Annotated in this window: 12 protein-coding genes; 3 read left to right on the forward strand and 9 right to left on the reverse strand. The window is 69.9% G+C overall.

The features are described 5' to 3' along the window. Nucleotides 1–69 precede the first annotated feature (69 nt). The 3 genes from ADK64_RS27440 to ADK64_RS27450 form a co-directional block, all read right to left on the reverse strand. Nucleotides 70–3,561: a non-ribosomal peptide synthetase gene (locus tag ADK64_RS27440; protein WP_053663091.1), complete on the reverse strand. Its 3,492-nt coding sequence runs from the start codon at nt 3,559–3,561 to the stop codon at nt 70–72. A 90-nt stretch (nt 3,562–3,651) separates the two neighbouring features. Continuing rightward, entirely contained in the window at nt 3,652–5,040 is a 1,389-nt protein-coding gene (locus ADK64_RS27445; protein ID WP_234384714.1) for an MFS transporter, read from the reverse strand. Continuing rightward, entirely contained in the window at nt 5,034–6,410 is a 1,377-nt protein-coding gene (locus tag ADK64_RS27450) for a hypothetical protein (RefSeq protein ID WP_053663093.1), read from the reverse strand. Before ADK64_RS27450 ends, ADK64_RS27445 begins: the two co-directional genes overlap by 7 nt. A gap of 801 nt (nt 6,411–7,211) precedes the next feature. On the opposite strand from ADK64_RS27450, the gene ADK64_RS27455 reads away from it, so the two are divergent. Next, nucleotides 7,212–8,174: a nitrilase-related carbon-nitrogen hydrolase gene (locus ADK64_RS27455; RefSeq protein WP_053663094.1), complete on the forward strand. Its 963-nt coding sequence runs from the start codon at nt 7,212–7,214 to the stop codon at nt 8,172–8,174. Here ADK64_RS27455 and ADK64_RS27460 read toward each other — a convergent pair. The 6 genes from ADK64_RS27460 to ADK64_RS27490 form a co-directional block, all read right to left on the reverse strand. After that, entirely contained in the window at nt 8,144–9,487 is a 1,344-nt protein-coding gene (locus ADK64_RS27460; protein WP_053663096.1) for an ATP-grasp domain-containing protein, read from the reverse strand. The genes ADK64_RS27455 and ADK64_RS27460 overlap by 31 nt on opposite strands. 5 nt (nt 9,488–9,492) lie before the next feature. Next, nucleotides 9,493–10,833, reverse strand: a complete 1,341-nt coding sequence (locus ADK64_RS27465; protein WP_234384715.1) for a PqqD family protein — start codon at nt 10,831–10,833, stop codon at nt 9,493–9,495. A gap of 717 nt (nt 10,834–11,550) precedes the next feature. Beyond that, entirely contained in the window at nt 11,551–12,345 is a 795-nt protein-coding gene (locus ADK64_RS27470; RefSeq protein ID WP_053663098.1) for an SDR family NAD(P)-dependent oxidoreductase, read from the reverse strand. Between the two features lie 254 nt (nt 12,346–12,599). Then, nucleotides 12,600–13,214, reverse strand: a complete 615-nt coding sequence (locus tag ADK64_RS27475) for a TetR/AcrR family transcriptional regulator (protein WP_053663100.1) — start codon at nt 13,212–13,214, stop codon at nt 12,600–12,602. Between the two features lie 881 nt (nt 13,215–14,095). After that, nucleotides 14,096–14,911, reverse strand: coding sequence for a helix-turn-helix domain-containing protein (locus tag ADK64_RS27485; protein WP_053663102.1), 816 nt, complete (start codon nt 14,909–14,911; stop codon nt 14,096–14,098). Between the two features lies 1 nt (nt 14,912). After that, nucleotides 14,913–15,992 (reverse strand): alpha/beta fold hydrolase, encoded by a 1,080-nt coding sequence (locus ADK64_RS27490; RefSeq protein ID WP_107093101.1) that lies wholly within the window; start codon nt 15,990–15,992, stop codon nt 14,913–14,915. A 583-nt stretch (nt 15,993–16,575) separates the two neighbouring features. Between ADK64_RS27490 and ADK64_RS27495 the strand changes: the two genes are divergently transcribed. Next, nucleotides 16,576–17,052 carry a hypothetical protein gene (locus ADK64_RS27495; RefSeq protein ID WP_053663104.1) on the forward strand — a complete coding sequence of 159 codons (477 nt, stop codon included), beginning with the start codon at nt 16,576–16,578 and terminating at the stop codon, nt 17,050–17,052. 583 nt (nt 17,053–17,635) lie between these two features. Continuing rightward, nucleotides 17,636–17,884, forward strand: coding sequence for a hypothetical protein (locus ADK64_RS27500; RefSeq protein ID WP_053663106.1), 249 nt, complete (start codon nt 17,636–17,638; stop codon nt 17,882–17,884). Nucleotides 17,885–17,915: the final 31 nt, after the last annotated feature.

The following is a 17,915-nucleotide window of genomic DNA, read 5'->3' on the forward strand; positions in this document are numbered from 1 at the left end:
CGTCGTCACCCCTGCGCTCCCGCCGTGGCGGTGGCCGCTCCTGCTGTGTGCGGCCACCGCCGCGTGCCGCTATAGCGGTGTGTCCTCGGCCTCGTCCGCGGCGAGCCGGTGGACGGTGCCGTCCGGTGTGAAGAGCCGGCTCAGCTCGAAGTCGAAGCCCTCCGCCTGGGCCAGCGCCACGAGCCGCATCGCCGCCAGCGAACTGCCGCCGAGCGCCAGGAACGGCGTGTGGACGTCGACCTGCTCGACCTCCAGCACCTGCGCCCAGATCCGGGCCAGCGCGATCTCGTCCTCGGTGCTCGGCACCGCGGCGACCTCGGCGGCCGCGGCGGTACCGCGCGCCGGGAACAGGGCCCGCGACGCCGCGTCCGCGGGCAGCGGCTCGGTCGCCGGCCCGGGCCGGTTGGCCGCGATGTGCTCCGCGAGCTTGCCCACCGACTCCGTACCGCCGTCGGCGATGGACTCCAGCACACCGCGGAAGGCCCCCAGGACGCGGTCGACCGACTCCGCGTCGAAGAACGCCAGGTCGTACTTGACCTGGAAGAACAACTGCTCCTCGGGCATCGCCTCGATCGCGAACGGGTAGTTGGTCCAGCCGACGTAGCGCTCCTGGCGCACCTGCACACCGCCCCGCCCCGACCAGCCGGTGCCCCGGGGGAAGTTCTCGAAGATCAGCAGCGACTCGAAGAGCGGCTGGCCGCTCGGCAGGTCGGTGCGCTGCTGGATCAGGGGCAGCGGGTAGTGGTCGTGCGAGCGCGCCGCGACCTGGGTGCGCTGGATCTTCTGCAACCAGTGCCCGACCGGCTGCTCCGGCTCCAAGGACACCCGCATCGGCAGGCTGTTGATGAAGATGCCGACGATGTCCTCGACACCGGCCAGGGCCACCGGGCGGTGGGTGATGGTGATGCCGAAGCAGACGTCGTCCTGACCGCTGCAGCCGCCCACGACCACGGCCCAGGCGCCCTGCACCAGGGAGTTGAGGGTCAGCTGGTTGGCGCGGCCGTAGGCCAGCAGACGCTCGGTCAGCTCCTCGCCGAGATCGAGACGCGCCTCGGCGTGCATCTCCTGCGAGCTGGCGGACAGGCCGAGCTGCGCGGAGCGGCCGATGACGGTCGGACGGCGGAAGCCCGCCAGCCGCTCCAGCCAGTAGTCGCGGGCCCCTTCGATGTCCTCCTGCTCCAGGAAGGCCACGTAGTCACCGAAGGAGCGCGTCGGCCGCAGTTCGGGCAGCCGTCCCTCGAGCCCGGAGTGGTAGATCTCCAGCGAGTCGCGCAGCAGGACGAACAGCGACCACGCGTCGAGGATCAGATGGTGGTAGCTCATCACCAGCTTGTACGTGGTGGCGCCGAGCCGGACCATGGTCAGCCGGAACAACGGAGCCCGCTCGTACGCGAATCCCCGGCGCCGGTCCTCGTCGAGATACCGCTCCAGCAGCTCGCTCTGCTCCGCCGCGCCACGGTCGGACCAGTCGAGCACCGTCCAGCCCAGCTCGGCCGACTTCTGCACCGCCTGAAGCGGTTCGGACAGGCCCTTGGTGGCGATCCAGACCCGCAGGATCTCGTGCCGGTCGACGACCTGCTGCCAGGCCTGGTGGTAGGCGTCGAGGTCCACCTCGCCGTCGATCGCGTACAGGAACTGCTCGAAGTACACACCCGAGTCCGGGTCGAGCAGCGAGTGGAAGAGCATGCCCTTCTGCATCTCGGTGAGCGGGTACACCGTCTCGATGCCGTCCGGCTCGGCCGCGCACGCGCGCACCGCGGCCAGATCCTCCTCCGCGAGGGTGAAGCCCTCCGGGTCGAAGGAGCCGGTCACGGTGGGCCGGGTGCGGAGCTGCTCCTCGATGAAGGCGGCGGTCTCGGCGATGGTGGGGGTCGCGAAGACCTGGGTCGCGCTCAGGCCCACGCCTTCGCGGTTCGCCCTGGCGCTGATCAGGAAACCCTGGATGGAGTCGCCGCCCAGCGCGAAGAAGTTGTCGTGGATGCCTACGGCCGGCAGCTCCAGGACCTCGGACCACAGGGCGCACAGATAGCTCTCCAGCTCGCTGCGCGCGGCCGTGTACTCCTCGGCCAACTCCAGGTGGGCGCCCCGCAGTTCGTGCAGGGAGCGGCGGTCCACCTTGCCGTTGTGGGTCAGCGGGATCGCGTCGATGACCGTGAACGCGGCCGGGACCATGTAGTACGGCAGCCGGTCGGCCAGGTGGGCACGGATCGCGGCGGCGGTCGGCGGCTCCTGCGCACAGGTCAGGTGGGCGACCAGACGCTGGTGTCCGCCCGGGCCGCGCAGACCGGAGGCCACGGCGCCGGTGACACCGGGGATCTCCAGGAGCCGGGCCTCGACCTCGCCGAACTCCACCCGGTAGCCGGCGATCTTGACCTGGTCGTCCATCCTGCCCAGCAGCTCCAGACAGCCGTCCTCGCTCTGCCGGGCCAGGTCGCCGGTCCGGAACACCCGGCCCTGCGCGGTCTCGGCGAACTTCGCGGCGGTCAGCTCGGGCAGCCGGTCGTAGCCCTCGGCGATGCCGACGCCCGCCAGGCACAGCTCGCCGGTCTCGCCCGGCGCGACCGGGGCGAGGTCGCCGTCGAGGACCCGGGGGGTCAGCTCGGCCGGGTGGCCGACCGGGACGAAACCGTCGTACTCGACGCCGGGCAGGCACTCCCAGTACGTGCTGTAGAGCGCCTCGGTCAGCCCGTAGACGTTGAACAGCCGGGCCCGCAGGCCGGTGGCGAAATACTTCTCCGGCAGGGCGCCGGGCATCACGTCACTGCTGCAGAAGACGTACTTCAGCGAGGTGTTGGCGGCGAACGCGGCGTTCTCCAGGATCCCGGACAGCAGCGCCGGCACCACCATCAGGGTCGTCACGGATCCGCTGTTGATCAGCTCGACCAGGCGGTCGGGATCCTTGTGCTGCCCGGGCGGGACGATGACCACGGCGCCGCCGCAGAGCACGGGCCAGAAGACCTCGCGGACCAGGTTGGTGATGCTGAGCGTGGTACGCAGCAGCTGGCGGTCGCCGGGCTGCAGCGGGAACGTGCGCTGGAGCCATTGCTGGCCGCTGAGCAGCGCACGGTGGGTGAGCATCACACCCTTGGGCGTACCGGTGGAGCCGGAGGTGTAGAAGATGAACGCCAAGGCGTCCGGGGCGAGTTCGACCGGTGCGGCGAGGGGCTCGACATCGGCGTCGAGCAGGTTCTCGACGGCGAGCAGACGCACGCCCTCGGGTGCGGGCTCGTCGAGCAGGGCACGCTCGGTGAGGACGACGTCGGCACCCGAGTACTCCAGGATGGTGGAGCGGCGCTCGGCCGGGTCCTCCGGGTCGACCGGCACGCAGACGCCGCCGGCGCGCAGCACGCCGAAGAGGGCGGGGAGCAGCGCCAGGGAACGCGACATGTGCAGACCGACACGGCTGCCGGGACGGACGCCCTGGGCGACTAGAGCCGCGGCGATCCGGTCCGCCTGGGTCTCCACCCGTGCGTAGGTGGCCGATGAGTCCCCGTAGAGGGCAGCGGTGCGAGTGGGGGCCGACGTGGCCTGCGCCGTGAGCAGGTCATGCAGGAACGACATGCGGGGACACCACTTTCCGTATGGTCCGTGCGGAACGGATGACGAGATGGGAAGAAGAGTTGGCGGCCGGGCCGATGTGCCGCGGGCAGGTCAGTCCTGTGTCACGCGGGACGTGTCCGCCCGGTCGGCGGGCGTGCCGGCGGATGCCTCGGCGGAAGCCTCCGCGGCTGCGTCGGCGCTCGCGCCGGTCTGTGTGGGGGCGGCCGGAGGCCGCAGCGCGGGCAGCAGGACCGCCGCGATCAGGGGCAGGGCACCGGCGACCAGGAACACCCAGGCGGTACCGGCACTCGAGGCGAGCGCACCGCCGATCAGCGAGCCGAACGGGATGACACCCCAGGTCAGCCACCGGTAGGCGGCGTTGACCCGGCCGAACAGGGCGAGCGGGATGGTCGCCTGACGGTAGGAGACCACCGCCACGTTCCAGACCATGGACACCAGCCCGTAGGCGAAGAGCCCGAAGGCGGCGACCGGCACGCCGGGCACGGCCAGGGCAAGGAAGCAGACGCCGAGCAGCGGCGCCCCGATCCGCATGACCGGCCCGTCGCCGACCTTCTTCAGGACACGGCCCGCCACCGGACCGGCGAGGACGCTGCCGACCGCCAGACAGGTGAGCAGCAGCCCGTACCCGGTCTCGGACAGCCCCAGCCGTCCGGGCGCCACGGCCCACAGCGGCAGCATGGTCAGACACATCGAGTACGACAGGTTGTTGACGGCGGCGGCTGTCGCGAGCCGGGCCAGATCCGGACGGCCGCGGAAGTAACGCAGACCCTCGCCGAGTTCGCCGGCCAACGAGCCGAGGGACGGACGCGGCTTGCCCTCAAGGGCGGCCGGGGGCGCCGCCCTCACCGGCTGCTCGTGGGCCGCCGCCTCCAGGACGGTGGAGGGCAGCCGCCCCAGTGCCCAGACGGTGACCACGTACAGGGCCACCACGACGGCGAGTCCGCCGCCCGAGCCCAGCGCCGCCACGTAGCCGCCGAGTGCGGGGCCGATCAGCTGTGCCAGGAACATCTGGGTGGACTGCAAGGAGGCGTTCGCCCGCGGGAGTTGACCCACCGGAACCAGCCGGGGCAGCTGGGACTGGGCGGCGACGTCGACGAAGATGCCCACGCAGCCGATGAGGAACGCGGTCACCACCAGCGCCCAGAGCGGCAGCCGGTCGGTCGCGGCCAGGGCGCACATCACGGCCACCAGCGGCAGCCGGACCGCCGAGGCCCAGCGCATCACGGTACGGGGCGGGTACCGGTCCGCGACCACCCCTGCGGGGAGGGTGGCGATGAGCCAGGGCAACCGGACCGCAAGGCCCACCACGCTCACCGCGAGCGCGGAGCGGCTGATCCCGAGGGCCAGCAGCGGGACCGCGATCTTGTAGATGCCGTCCGCGAGGTCCGAGGAGACCACGGCGGACTGAAAGAGGCGGAACGGCGAGCCGAGTCGCCCGTTCTCCGGGGTGTCCCGTCCCCTCCGGAGCACGCTCAACATCGGTCCACCAGCAGCACGGAGCTCATCAGGGCCCCGTGGTGCGCGTTAAGCACCGGACCGCCGCCGGGGACGCCGTGCCGGATCAGCACACCCGAGGGGACGCCGCCGAACATGAACGGGCCGAGGACGAAGGGCACTTCCGCGTGCTCCACCGCACCGCTCTCCTGGTCGTAGAAGTCCAGCGCGAGCCGGTCGGGCGGCACATGGCGCTGAAGGATGTGACGTCCCTGCCGCCGCGCACGCTCCAGCGCGCTCCGCCACTCCTCGTCCGGGACGTCGGGGCCGAGGACCACGCCACCGCCGCCGTATCCGCCGACGGGCTTGAGGACCAGCTCCGCGCGGTGGGCCAGGGCGTGCCTCAGCAACTCCTCGCCCTCTGGGCCGGGCGCGGGGAAGAGGGCCGTCCAGGGCAGATGACGTTCGATCAGCAGTCGGTCGGCCTCCGGGAGCGAGTCCTTGTCCGCCCAGAGCCAGGCCATCGTCGTCTTGTCGCTGAGCAGCCAGGTCGCCTCGGAGGTGTGCATCCGCACCTGCCCGGCGCGTACGGCACGGACCAGGGCGTCGAGGCCCTTGCCCGGCGGCTGGTCGAAGCTGAGGAAGAGCCGGAACACCGCGTCGACCCGTTGCCCGTCGAGCAGCAGGACACCGTGCTCGTCGGTCTCCAGCTGGTCCATCGGACAGGCGACCGTGTCCATCCCGTGCCGCCGGCCGCTCTCGCACATCGGATCCAGCCAGGCGAGAAAGGCGTCGGGATCCTCCAGGCCGGGTGCCGCGCCGTTGCGGAACACGGGAATGGCGACCCGAGAGCCTTCGGAAAGCTCCAACGAGGTACGGATTTCGGCGAAACGGGAATCCACCGCGGAAGGCGGTGCGTCGATACGGTCCCCACCCGGTAGCGAGCGATAGAGGTCACGGAATCGCGAGGCGAGCAGATCCGCCTGGAGTGTGCCACCGAGAGCCCCGTCGATATTGAATTCAACAAACCACGGGACGCCGGATCGATAGACGATGTCGGGGCGCGCCGCGACAAGCAGGTGCTCACCGAGAAGCTCGGCGCGGGACAGCAGCGGAGTGTCGGCCTCCTCCACCCCCAAGACGTCCTGCAACTCGCCGACGGTAGCGGCCCTACGGCGGCAGGAATCGAGGATCAGCCGCATCAGACGTGCGGAGAGACGCCCCAGCTCGTCGTAGTGGGCCCGGTCGACGAAAGCCGGCCGCAGAGGGCGCCACGTTCCCTTCGAGCCGCTGATTCCGTCGTGGACGCCGCGTGCCCCGGTGATCGACCGGGCTGTGGCGCCTTCCCTGAAGGACGGGGGGAGTTCGCCCCAGACGTCGAGCGAATGACGGAGTAGACCGAGACTCTTTTCCATGCCCCCACATGTTCCTGATCGCAATACCGCGCATGGGAGGGTTCGCGTCCCCCCGGCCGCTCGAACGAAAGAATAACGCCATATCCACAACCCGGATCCGCGGCCTCGGAAACATGTCCTGCACGGGCGAAGGGCGGGGCGAAGGAAACCCTCGAAATTCAGGCCGGCTCACGAACATTTGCCGATCGGCCACGCTCGATCGAGAAATATCACTGCGTGGACAGCCGGGTTGGGGCCGCAGGTTGTCCTGAAAATGCCGTTTCCCAGTGTGCCGGTGCGCTGAGCGGGCGGGGTGGATGGCCGGTCCGCCGCCACGGTGGGTGGCTGGTCATCGTCGTCTGAAGTGCGCCTACAGGGACTGTGGGTTTGACGGCTGGGACATCCGGTCCGGTCATCGGTGACCGACACTCACCTGCCCGAAGTGCCTTGGTGGCGGGGGCTGAGGGGCGGGGAACCGAGGTCGGACCGGCGCCGATCGCCACGGGTGGACTGATCGTCCGCCCACCGGTGAGGGAGTTGGACGCCGACGTGGCCGAACATCCGACGTTCGAGGGCGTGCGGCCGGTGCCGCCCGCCGTGCCGGCTGGGAAATCGCCGGCCGGTTGCCGCGCAGGGCGCCGGCGCGGTCCGTGCGGCCTTCCGAGGAGTGGTGGAGGAGGCGGTACCTGGCGCCCCCGGCTTCCAGTAGATCGATGAGCCGGGTGTAGGTGTCGTCTTCATCGTGCACCCCTTGTCTCGCGGTTACGTGCGCTCCGGTGTCGCTGCCACCATCCCCTGCCTCCGGGTTCGTACATTTCTGGTATGAATCATGTGACGGCCGCCGTCGTTCAGGCGGGCTCCCGGCTCTTCGACACTCCCGGCATGCTGGCCAAGGCCTTGGAACTGGTGGCTGACGCGGCGCGGCAGGGAGGCGAGGTGGTCGTGCTGCCCGAGGCGTTCCTGGGCGGGTATCCCAAGGGGCTGGACTTCGGGGTCACGGTGGGCCGCCGGTCGGCTCCCGGGCGGGAGGAGTTCCGCCGTTACTGGGAGTCGGCCATCGATGTGCCCGGGCCGGAGACCGAGGCGCTCGCCGCTCTGACCCGGGACCTGGGATGTCATCTCGTGGTGGGAGCCGTCGAGCGCAGCGCCCGGACGCTGCACTGTGCGGCACTGTTCTTCGGGCCCGGGGGCTTCGTGGCCAAGCACCGCAAGCTGATGCCGACCGGTGCCGAGAGGCTGCTGTGGGGGCTGGGAGACGGTTCCACACTCCCCGTTGTCGACACCGGCCGTACGCGGCTGGGTTCGGCCATCTGCTGGGAGAACTACATGCCGCTGTTCCGCACCGCCATGTACGCCAAGGGCGTGGACGTCTGGTGCGCTCCGACCGTGGACGACCGCGACAGCTGGCAGGCGTCGATGCGACACGTGGCCATGGAGGGCCGGTGTTTCGTCCTGAGCGCCTGCCAGTATCTGCTGCGCGGTGATCTGCCGACCGATGTGCACCCGGTGCAGGGTGAGGAGCCGCACACGGTCCTCATCGCAGGCGGCAGCGTCATCGTCTCGCCGCTGGGCGAGGTGCTGGCCGGCCCGTTGCGGGGCGAAGAGGGGACGCTGGTGGCCGAGTTGGACCTCGGTGAGCTGGCCAGAGCGCGTTTCGATCTCGATGTGACGGGCCATTACGCCCGGCCGGACGTGTTCACGCTGCATGTCGACGAGCGCTCCAAGGAGGGGGTGGTGCAGTGCGACCACGGCGATCAGCCCGCCTGCCCGCCCGCGGCGCAGTGACGCAGTCTGGCCCGGAGGCGGTCGATACGGTCGTCCTCCAGCTGCACCTTGCCCAGAATGGCGGCATGACGTTGACGATCCGCGGCGAGTGAGGCCAGGTCGGGCTCGGTGAATTCGTGGACGCCCGGTGCCGAGGGAGTGGCTTCCACCCGTACCCGGGGATCCGACGCGGCCAGCTCTTCGGCTCTGGCGAGCTGTTCCGGACGGGTCACGATGAGCTGGGCGACGGCCCGGCGGGGGGAGTCGCAGTTCGGTCGCGCCGGCTCTGCGCGGTCCGCGTGGGCGGCGAAGGCCTGTTCCGCCCAGTCGAGGCCGGTGGCGCGTTCGACGAGGGCGACCAGTCCGAAACCGGAGAGCCGGAATCCCATCTCCAGGAAGTACGGCCCTTCCGCGCCGTCGATCAGATCGATGTGGAAGGGGCCCTCGAGATAGCCGGTGGCCTCCGCACACCACTGCGCCACCTCTTTGAGCATCGACGGCGCGTGCTGCGCGGCAACGGCGATGTGGCCGGTCTCCCTGAAGCCTTGCAGGTCACCGTCCTCCTCGGTCAGGACGACCTTCTCGCAGAAGGAGAGGACATGTGCTGTGCCTTCCCAGGCAAGACACTGCAGCGAGTACTCCGTGCCCACCACACATTCCTCCACCAGGAGCCCGGCGAACGCGGCCCCTCCGTAGTTGGCGGCAGTGGCGATCTCGTTCAGTGCCCGCCGGCGTTCGCTCTCGTCCCGTACGAGATGGACACTCAGTCCGCCGCCACCGTCGACGGGCTTCACGACCTGCGGGAACGTCATCTCCCGCAAGGTCACCGCCGTCCCCTCCCACCTTTCCCACCTTTGTTCCCGTTCCTGTTCCCGTGCCCCGTCGCCGTCACGGAGCCGGGCTGCGGTGCCGTCCATCCTCATGTGCGCATACCGTGGCTGACGTATTCCGGGCGCGTGCCGGCTCAGTGCCGTGCGCTGCCCGGCCTTGTCATGCGCCCGGAAGGCAGGCCCGACGTGCGGCCACGGCGCCACTCGCTCCCGCGCCGCCAGGCGGAAGGCGCTGTCGGCGTACCGCTCGAATCCGGCGAGCACGAGCGCCGGAACCACTCGGGCGGCGTGCAGCGCTGCAGCCACCTGTCGTGGATCCTCGGGGGTCGGCACCGCGAGTTCGACGTCGAAGGACTTCCGGCGCAGCTTGCGGCGCCAGCCCAGGTAGGCGGGCGCCTCCACCAGTACCGTCGGCATGCCGCGCCGCCGCGCACAGGCAAGGTAGGGATCCAGGCCATCGCGGGCGGCGCCGACCTGGACGAACGCGTCGTGGATCGCGGTCATGGCGCTCACCGTCCCGAAATGGTCTCCGTGATCTCCGGACCCTCGGGTGTGTGCCGGGTACGGATGGATCCCTTGTGCGGGTCGCCCCGCAGGATGCTCTGTACGAGGGCAGGGCGCATCTCGCCGGCGTACAGGATCTGCAGCTGATGCAGGCGCAGGCCACTGAGCTCTTCCAGCTTCGCGACGAGGGCACTGCGGTGACCTTGCGGCTCATCGGCTGACGCGCACAGCAGCTCGTGGATGGCCGGTTCCTGTCCCACTAGGTCCTCGGCGCGACACGCGAGGTAGCGGCGCAGGTTCCTGCCGCCGGCCGTGAACGGGGAGTGGACCATGCAGATCAGCTGCTCCTCGTCCAGCCCGTAGGCGTCGCGGGCGAACGCGTTGACCCGGTCCCGCAGAACCTCGTGCGCGGCTGCGTCGGCGTACCGCTTCGCCATCACGTCAATCAAGGTCTGCGGAAATTCCTTGCGCCGCATCAGAGCCAGGGCGAAGCCCGTGTATTCCTCCAGCCCCTCGTGATATCCGCGGCCGTACACGTACTGGCATTTCAGGCCCCGGAGATGCGCCATGAGCGCCGGATTGGCGCAGTCGGACTCGGTGAAGCTGAACGCCAGGTCGTCGAATACGAAGCCCAGGTGGCGGGTGAGGAGGTCCCAGTGGCTCCCCGCGTCGTAGCCGGTCTCTCCGTAGATGGAGAAGAACCGCAGGGTCGGCGGCACGCAGGACCGGACCGTGTGCTCGGCCTCGGATGCCGCGGCGTCGCTGCCGTGGATGTCACGGAAATAGGCCCGAGCCACATCGTCCAAGGCGCCCAGCACCTGCGGAAACCCCGATCCCCGCGGTGCGCGGTCCGGGTGCGGCACCTGGCGTGCGAGCCGGTTGATCCAGGCCGTGTACGCGCGCTGCTCCTGGGCGGAGTCACCGGTGATGATGACGTCGGCTCCCGTGCCGTGGGCGGCCGCGACGCCGAAGGCGTTGGCCATGCTCAGGTTGCAGGCGTTGCAGAACGTGGGACGGGCGTCCGCGCAGGTGCGATGCCCCGTCATCAGGATGTCGAGGCGATTGCGTGCCGCCACGAGGGGGGACGGCGGAGCGTCGACCCGAAACGGCGACACCGTGGTGCCGTCGACGATCAGCAGTTCGCAGGCCGGGTCCGTGAGCATGCCCAGTGCCCGGTACGCACGGTCGATGTTCTCCATCACCGCGCGCGGCATGCCCGCATGCCTGTTGGTGGCGGACCGGAGTGTGAAGGGCTGTCCGTGCCGGTCGGCGAGGTGGAGTTGCATCGCCCGTACGAAGGAGAGGGTGTAGCTGCTGTCCTTGCCTCCGCCGTATGCGACCAGCACGCATGCGGGGTCTCTCGCTCCGGGTTCGGTCAAGGTGGTCCACAGGCGCCCGGCTGACCGGGCAACGGCATCCCGGTCAGCCGGGGCGAGAAAAGAAAAGAGGCCGGACAGTGCCTCCCGGCGCAGGGCGGAAAGGGAAGATTCCACGGTGTGCTCCCTCCGTGGCAAGCCGCTGACGTGCGACCTGACGGCCAACGTTCAGAAGTCTCACCAGCGGCCCAGGGCCACGCATGTCCAGCGGCAGGTTTAGTTCCGGAATTGCCGCAGCTGATGAGGCCTGGATGTTGAATGGACAAATTAAATTAGGCCGATCGGGTGAATGGTCTGCCGTCATCATGCGGAGGGAGGCGATCGGGGACGCTCGGGACACACTCTTGCCGGGCGGAACCTCACCGTTCGGCGGCTCGTGGCAGTCGAAGGCGGCGCGGTGATCGATCGCAGTCGTGTGCGGGCCGCCCGCTGGGCAGGTGTCCGCAGTGCGAGGACGGTGGCGCTGCGGAGCTGGATCCAGAAAGCTGAAGTGGTCGGGTCGGGCGGTTACGACAGCTTCGCCGACTTCCTTCGCGGCACGTCCCGGCCTCGACCGCTGGGCTCACGCCATCGAGAAGCCATGGTCAGCGCAAGACACGAGAAAACATGGTCAGAGCAGGACAGTTGGGCAGGCAGGCTCTCGGCTCGCCTGGCCGGGGTCACCTCTCGTCGGAGGGACGGCGGGGATCACACCGTTTTGACCTGGCCGCCGTCGATCGTGAACTCGGCTCCGGTGATGTTGCCGGCGAGGGGGGAGGCGAGGAAGAGCGCCAGATCGGCGACCTCGCGGGGTTCGGTGACTCGTCCGGTGGAGATGCCCATGCTCTGTGGCACGACTACGTCCATGGCTTCCTGCGCGGAGGTACCGGCCTGGGCCGCCGTCGCGTCGGCGAAGCCGCCCGGAGCGGTCCAGAAGGGAGTGCGGACCGGTCCCGGTGCGATCGAGTTGACCCGGACGCCCCGCGGTGCGAACTCCTCGGACAGCGACTTGGCCAGGCTGGTCAGTCCGGCCTTGGCCGCGGAGTAGTCCACGACCGTGGGGAACGGCAGGCGTGCGTTGATGGAGCTGATGTTGATGATGGAGCCCTGGTCCGCGTCCAGCAGGTGGGGCAGGGCCGCGCGGCTTGTCCGGACCGCGCTGAACAGGGTCAGGTTGAAGATCCTTTGCCACTCGGCGTCGTCGATGTCCAGGAAGCTCGGACGGGGCGTCGCGGTGCCCACGTTGTTGACCAGGATGTCGACCCTGCCGTACTGATCCCGTGCGAGCCGGACGAGCGTGTCCGGGCCGTCCGCGGTGGACAGGTCGACCGGGACCGCGGTGACGCCGTAGCCGTCCTGGAGCGCTTCGAGTTCGGGAGTGACACTCCGGCTGCCGGCGACGACATGTGCGCCTTCACGGGCGAACGCGTCAACGATGGCCAGGCCGATGCCCTTGCTCGCCCCGGTGATGACGACGACCCTGCCCTTGAGCTGGAGGTCCATGGCACTCCTCTGCTGAGTTGACCACCGCATAGGTCGATCACCCCACAGGTCGACAGTACGCGGAACCGGCGCCACCAGCTCAGGTGAGCGGCCACCCTCGATCGCGCGGCGACACCTCACCCGCCAACGGCACAGGCGGACGTCTGCCGGGGGCGGGGAAGCCGACCGTGCGGGTTCCGCAAGCGATCGGGTGATCGCCGCAACCGTCGCGTCGGGTGGTGCTCTCGGACGATGTCACCCGATGCCATTCGATGTCACTCGACTTCAGCCGCACGCATCGCCGCACGCATCTGTCCGATAGCGCTGTCCAGAACCGCCCGAAGATGAGTGGACCGGCCGGTCGACAGCATGATCGACACCCCGCCCTGTTCGCCCGCGAGCAGCGCCGCGGCACTCTGCTCGGTGTCGAACGACGCCGGCAGATGCCCGGCCGACCGCAGTGCCCGCATGCCCGCGGCCAGGTACTCCTGCCACTGGCGCATCAGCTCCGTCACGATCGCCCGCGCGCCCGGCGTCGAGCGGCCGACCTGCAGGATCAGTGAGCCCAGTGGGCAGTGGTCGCCCTGCTGCTCGTAGCGCCGCAGCACCGCGTCCCGCCACTGGTCCCAGGCATCCCACGAATCCAGGCACCCCAGGTGCGGCATCTGATCATCCAGGACCTGGTCCGCCTCGAACTGCGCGACCGCGAGCAAGAGTTGGTCCTTGCCCTCCGGGAAGTAGTGGAACAGCTGGCTCTTGCTGGTGCCGGAGCGCGCTCGCACGTCATCGAGCGTCGCCAACGCCACCCCCTGCTCCCGCAGCACCTCGGCCGCGCCCTTGACGATGCGGGCTCTCGTGGCCTGCCCCTTCGCCGTCAGCGCACCGCTCATCGCACCCTCCCGGATTGGACTTCTGAGTCCATTATGCGCGTCGTCGGCGGGCTCGGATGGCAGCGAGCACAGCGTCGACCGGATCCGCGACCGACCGACCGCCGCGACCGTCGATTCGGTCCAGGCCCAGTCTGGAGACGGCGTCCGGCATGAGCGTCTGGTAGCGCCTGGAGCGGGCCAGGAACACGTCCATCAGGTGGCGCTCCTGTGCCGTCGCTTCTTTGTAACGGCCGGCTGGTGCACCCGGGCGCGCAGGGCAGCGTCGTCCACCGTGAGCCACACGACGGCTGGGTGCGGGACCGCCGGCTTCGTGACGCTCGCAGGCAAGAGTGCCGATCCTTCCAGGACGAGGCCCCCCGTCCGTGCCGCTCGACGGGTATGTCGTGATCAGTTCCTCCACGCGGGGCCACAGGCGTTGTTCGTAGTGGTCGGGAACGGACGCGATCAGCTCGTCGACCGTGAGCGTTCCGCAGTGCTCGGCGACATGAACCGGCACCTCGCGTTCGGGTGTGCGCCAGGGCCGTCCTGGATGCCGCGCCGGCCCGCCTGTCGACAGGCAATCGGATCCGAACCTGTCCGCCACCGCTCGGCCCTGGCCGTCGTCCGTGTCGCTGCGGGCCGCACGGGGCCTCTGACCAGGAGAAACATGGCACGCCGTGCAGCCTTTTCCGGCACCTCGCTGGCGCGCTCGGAGGTTTCGTACCCGCAGGCAGGGAGACTCGACTGTGCCCTCCAGGGGCGCGTAGCCCGTATCGCGCGGGGTGTTCCCTGTTCCGTGGGCGTCCTGCCGGTAGGCTCCGCGCCGTGCCCGGCCGTGCGACCCCCCTCGTACCGCGTGTTCAAAGCCCTTGGAAGCGGACCAGGGATGAGCTACACCTTGCTCACAGTGATCCTTCCAGTAGGGAGAGGGCAGCTGCGCTCGGGCTCCCCGGGTCCGCCGAGTAGACGTACAGGTGCTGGCCCGGTGCCGCGCTGACGGCGAAGCCCTGGTAGTGCAGGTGCAGGTCGCCGACCCGCGGATGGCGCAGGTGCTTGGTCTCGCCGGTGCGCGGCCGTACCTCGTGCCGGGCCCACAGGTCGCCGAAGGCGGGGCTGCGGACGGTGAGTTCGCCGACCACCGCGGTCACTCGTGGGTCGTCGGGGAACGGCGTGGCGGCGGCGCGCAGATTGCTGACCGCGCCGCGGGCGGCCTGGTCCCAGTCGGCGTAGAACTCCCGCGCCGCCGGATCGAGGAACACCATGCGGACGATGTTGTCCAGCCGTGCGAATCCGGCGTACAGCGCGATGGCGAGTGCGTTGGCGGCCAGGACGTCCAGTGCCGGGCCGAGGACGCAGGCCGGTCCGGCGACGACATGGTCGAGCAGCGTGCGCAGTTCGGGCCGTACGGACGCCGACGCGACCCGCGCCTGCGCGCTGGGTGCCGGTTGGGCGAGCCGGAACAGGTGTGTGGCGGCGTGCTCGTCGAGTTGCAGGGCGCGTGCGATGGCGTCCAGGACCTGCTCGGACGGATGCCGCTCGCGTCCCTGTTCCAACCGGGTGTAGTAGTCGGCGCTCACGCCGGCCAGCAGTGCGACCTCCTCGCGGCGCAGGCCGGCGACGCGCCGCGGCTCGTCCTCGGGCAGCCCGGCCTGGGCCGGTGAGATCAGGTCGCGGCGGGCGCGCAGGTATTCGCCCAGTTCGGTGTTCACGGTCTCCAACCTAAGCAACCTGGTCTCCCACCCGGGCAACCCGCTGTCCGGGCTGGTCTGCGGTCTGGGCGAGCTTGGTGTCCAGCCAGCGCAGCACCGGGGTGAGTGCGGCGTCCGAGTTCAGCTCGTAGATCAGACCGTGGCCGTTGCCGTGGACGCCGTGTTCGGGAAGGTGGAGTCGCTCGGCTGCGGCACCCGCCGTACGGAGGAACTCCACGATCGCCGGTCCCGCCGCGGCGAAGGCCGACGCACCACCGGTGACCACCGCAACCGGCAGCCCGGTGAGGGCCGGGATGCGGAGCCCGGCCGGATCGGCCTCGCGGACCTCGCCGGCGGAGGCCAGCGGCGGGTCGTAGCGGATCGGCGCGGCGGTCAGCCCCCAGTCGAGGGTGCCGATGCCGGGGGTCGTCGCGAAGGCCGGGCCCAGCGGCTCGACCGTGACGATCGCGGTGACCAGGTCGGGGCGGCGGTCGGCGAGGAGCCAGCCGTCCGGACCGGACGCCGAGTGGGTGACGACGATCGACGGGCCGATGCGGTCCAGCAGACGGGCCAGCCGGTCGGCATCCAACTCCTGGGAGGCGGCCAGATCCGCGGGCAGCGGACCGAACGGGGCGATGAAGGCGTCCAGTGCGGCGTCGTCCGCCGGGTCGAACGGCCACTGCGTGTGCTCCTCCACCCCGTCCACCCGGCCGTGCGTGCTCCGGGGGCCGTCCGCGAGCGGGAAGAAGACGCGTCGGCCGTCCTCGTACGGGAAGGGGTGGCCCGGTGGGGCGCCGACGACCTCGGCGTGGGCCGGGGAGCGGCCGTGCCCCGGGCGGTCGGGCACCAGCACCGCATACCCGGCCTCGACCAGACGCTGTGCCCATCCGGGCCGCCCGTCCGGGGTGTCCAGCCACTCGGTGCCCTGCAGCAGGCCGCCGTGCACGAGGACGACGGGGTACGGCCGCGAGACCCGCTCGGGTGCCTCCCACTCGACGTACATCGGGGCGCGCTGGTACGTCTCGCCGCCCTGCACGATCCGCTCGCCGGTGATCCAGAAGTGTCCGCGACGCGAGGTGCGCGGCGCCGTGTCGGTCCAGAAGTCGTTCATGCCCTCCATGCTGGCCGAGCGCACCACGGCCGCGCCTGGGTGCAGTGCACCCCCTCAGCCGGCAGGTCTTTCTCCGCACCCTCCCTCCTGACATCTGCAGGGGGCCGGGCGCGACGCACTCGCTGCGGGACAAGGGGCACCGGGGTGCTGCTCATCCGAGACCAGGGTCCGCGCGTACGACCTGCCCGCGACGGAGGGCGCGCGAAGGCGGACCACCAGGGCGCCTGGCGGGCGGCTGACCGTATGGTGGCCAACGCCGATCCCGCGGACAGCACATCAGCGGTGCACGCGGCCTACTGCGCTGGGGATCAGTCAGGCGGCGTCACCTGCAACAACAACTCCCGACACCAGCGCGGCCGAGAGCAGACGCGGTGACATCGAGGGGCGCTCGGCGTGCCACTGCCGTGAGCCGTCGTGTGCGCAGCCCGGTGGTTGGTCGAGTGCCGGTGGTTCTTCGACTGCTCAGCGATCGTGCCGAACTGACATGGGGTCAGCCCGGTGAGCGGGGCTGCCCAGGACGGCCCGGACGCCGTGATCGCACCAGCCGCAGCGAGATCGTATCGATGATCGACGCTGTGGAACGATGACCGTCATGGCAGGTCAGGTCTGGGTGTCACTCATATCGCTGGGGGGCGTTGTCCTCGGCGGCGTGTTGTCCTACCTCGTTCAGCACAGGACTCAGCAATCAGCGGAACGTGCTGAACAGCAACGGCAGCGGATTGCGTTGTCCGAGACCCGACGCGGTGAGCGGCTGGCGCTGTTGGAGCGGTTCATCGAGGTATCGGCGGAGGCGGAACGATGCGCCTACACCCGGCCGTCCGAGTGGGAGGACACCGATGCCTGGTACCTCACGACCCGGGACGTCATGTACAGGTTGTGGGTCGCCGATCGACTCCTACGCATCCAATTCCCCCTGCTCGTGCATGACGCCGCGCACGCGCACTTCCTGGACCTCAACAGGACCGTGTGGCACGGCTTGTCCGATGGTGAGAGCGTGCGGGACTACCTGGAGGGCAACCGGTCGGTGTTTCTCGACGCGGCCCGCGAGGTCATGGGGTAGCGCATCGCTGACTCCCAAAGATCATTTGCGAGAACAACCTCGTGGACGCGTACTGAGAGCGGCCCGCGATGGCTGTGTGACGCGAGCCGCCCGAGGTGTGGGTGGTGGACGCTGTGCCGGCCCCCCAATATGGTCCAGGTCGCCGTCGACCTCGACGAGGCAGGCGACCCCGTGCCGAGTGCCGTTGCCGTCGTCGCCGGTCCAGGTGGTGATCCCCATGAGGTGTCGGACAGGGCGCAGGCGCCGGCCGGTCCCCTCCTTGCGGATCGCGTCGCAGGAGAAGCCCAACCGCACCCTTGCCCGTCCTCGTCCAGCCGTCGCGGACACCGGGCAGTCCGAGACCTGAGTGGAGTCAGGTCGGTATCCGCCGTCGCCAGCCGGATGGGCGGCAACTACCTGCCGGAGGCACGCAACGCAACCCCTGCCTTGCGCCGGCCCCGGACGAAGCCGTCGTGGCCGGTCGAGCCTCAGCCCCCCCGGATGGCTTCCCCGATGAGCACTGTGGGAGATGTCGATCTAGCCTCCGAGGTGAGCGCTAAGTGGATCTTTTGATGGGGCGCTCTACTTGGCCCGAGGAGGAAAAATGCGCAAGATATCCAAGGTCGCTGCGGCGGCCGCCATTATCACCGGCTTCAGCGTCATGGGCGTAGGCACTGCCACCGCCCAGGCCGCGGAGGTCATGCATGGCGGCGGGTGTAGGTCCCACAACCTGAACGTCGACGTTCTCGGCGAGGTGGGCATCCTCAACGGACTGGCCGGAAACGTGCTGAACGGTGAGGGAAACCCAGGTGGGCAGATCACCGACTTCGGCGAATGCGATCACGGCTGGTAGCTCCATCAGGTAGCTCACCGCACGGGGTCCA

The organism is Streptomyces sp. MMG1121, assembly GCF_001280015.1.
GTDB lineage: Bacteria > Actinomycetota > Actinomycetes > Streptomycetales > Streptomycetaceae > Streptomyces.

Bases quoted from the DNA above. Each gene is read 5' to 3' on its own strand.
- ADK64_RS27475 (WP_053663100.1), bottom strand. From the start codon at position 13,214: ATGAGCGGTGCGCTGACGGCGAAGGGGCAGGCCACGAGAGCCCGCATC.
- ADK64_RS27500 (WP_053663106.1), top strand. From the start codon at position 17,636: ATGCGCAAGATATCCAAGGTCGCTGCGGCGGCCGCCATTATCACCGGC.
- ADK64_RS27440 (WP_053663091.1), bottom strand. From the start codon at position 3,561: ATGTCGTTCCTGCATGACCTGCTCACGGCGCAGGCCACGTCGGCCCCC.
- ADK64_RS27445 (WP_234384714.1), bottom strand. From the start codon at position 5,040: ATGTTGAGCGTGCTCCGGAGGGGACGGGACACCCCGGAGAACGGGCGA.
- ADK64_RS27470 (WP_053663098.1), bottom strand. From the start codon at position 12,345: ATGGACCTCCAGCTCAAGGGCAGGGTCGTCGTCATCACCGGGGCGAGC.
- ADK64_RS27495 (WP_053663104.1), top strand. From the start codon at position 16,576: ATGACCGTCATGGCAGGTCAGGTCTGGGTGTCACTCATATCGCTGGGG.
- ADK64_RS27460 (WP_053663096.1), bottom strand. From the start codon at position 9,487: ATGACCGCGATCCACGACGCGTTCGTCCAGGTCGGCGCCGCCCGCGAT.
- ADK64_RS27450 (WP_053663093.1), bottom strand. From the start codon at position 6,410: ATGGAAAAGAGTCTCGGTCTACTCCGTCATTCGCTCGACGTCTGGGGC.
- ADK64_RS27490 (WP_107093101.1), bottom strand. From the start codon at position 15,992: ATGAACGACTTCTGGACCGACACGGCGCCGCGCACCTCGCGTCGCGGA.
- ADK64_RS27455 (WP_053663094.1), top strand. From the start codon at position 7,212: ATGAATCATGTGACGGCCGCCGTCGTTCAGGCGGGCTCCCGGCTCTTC.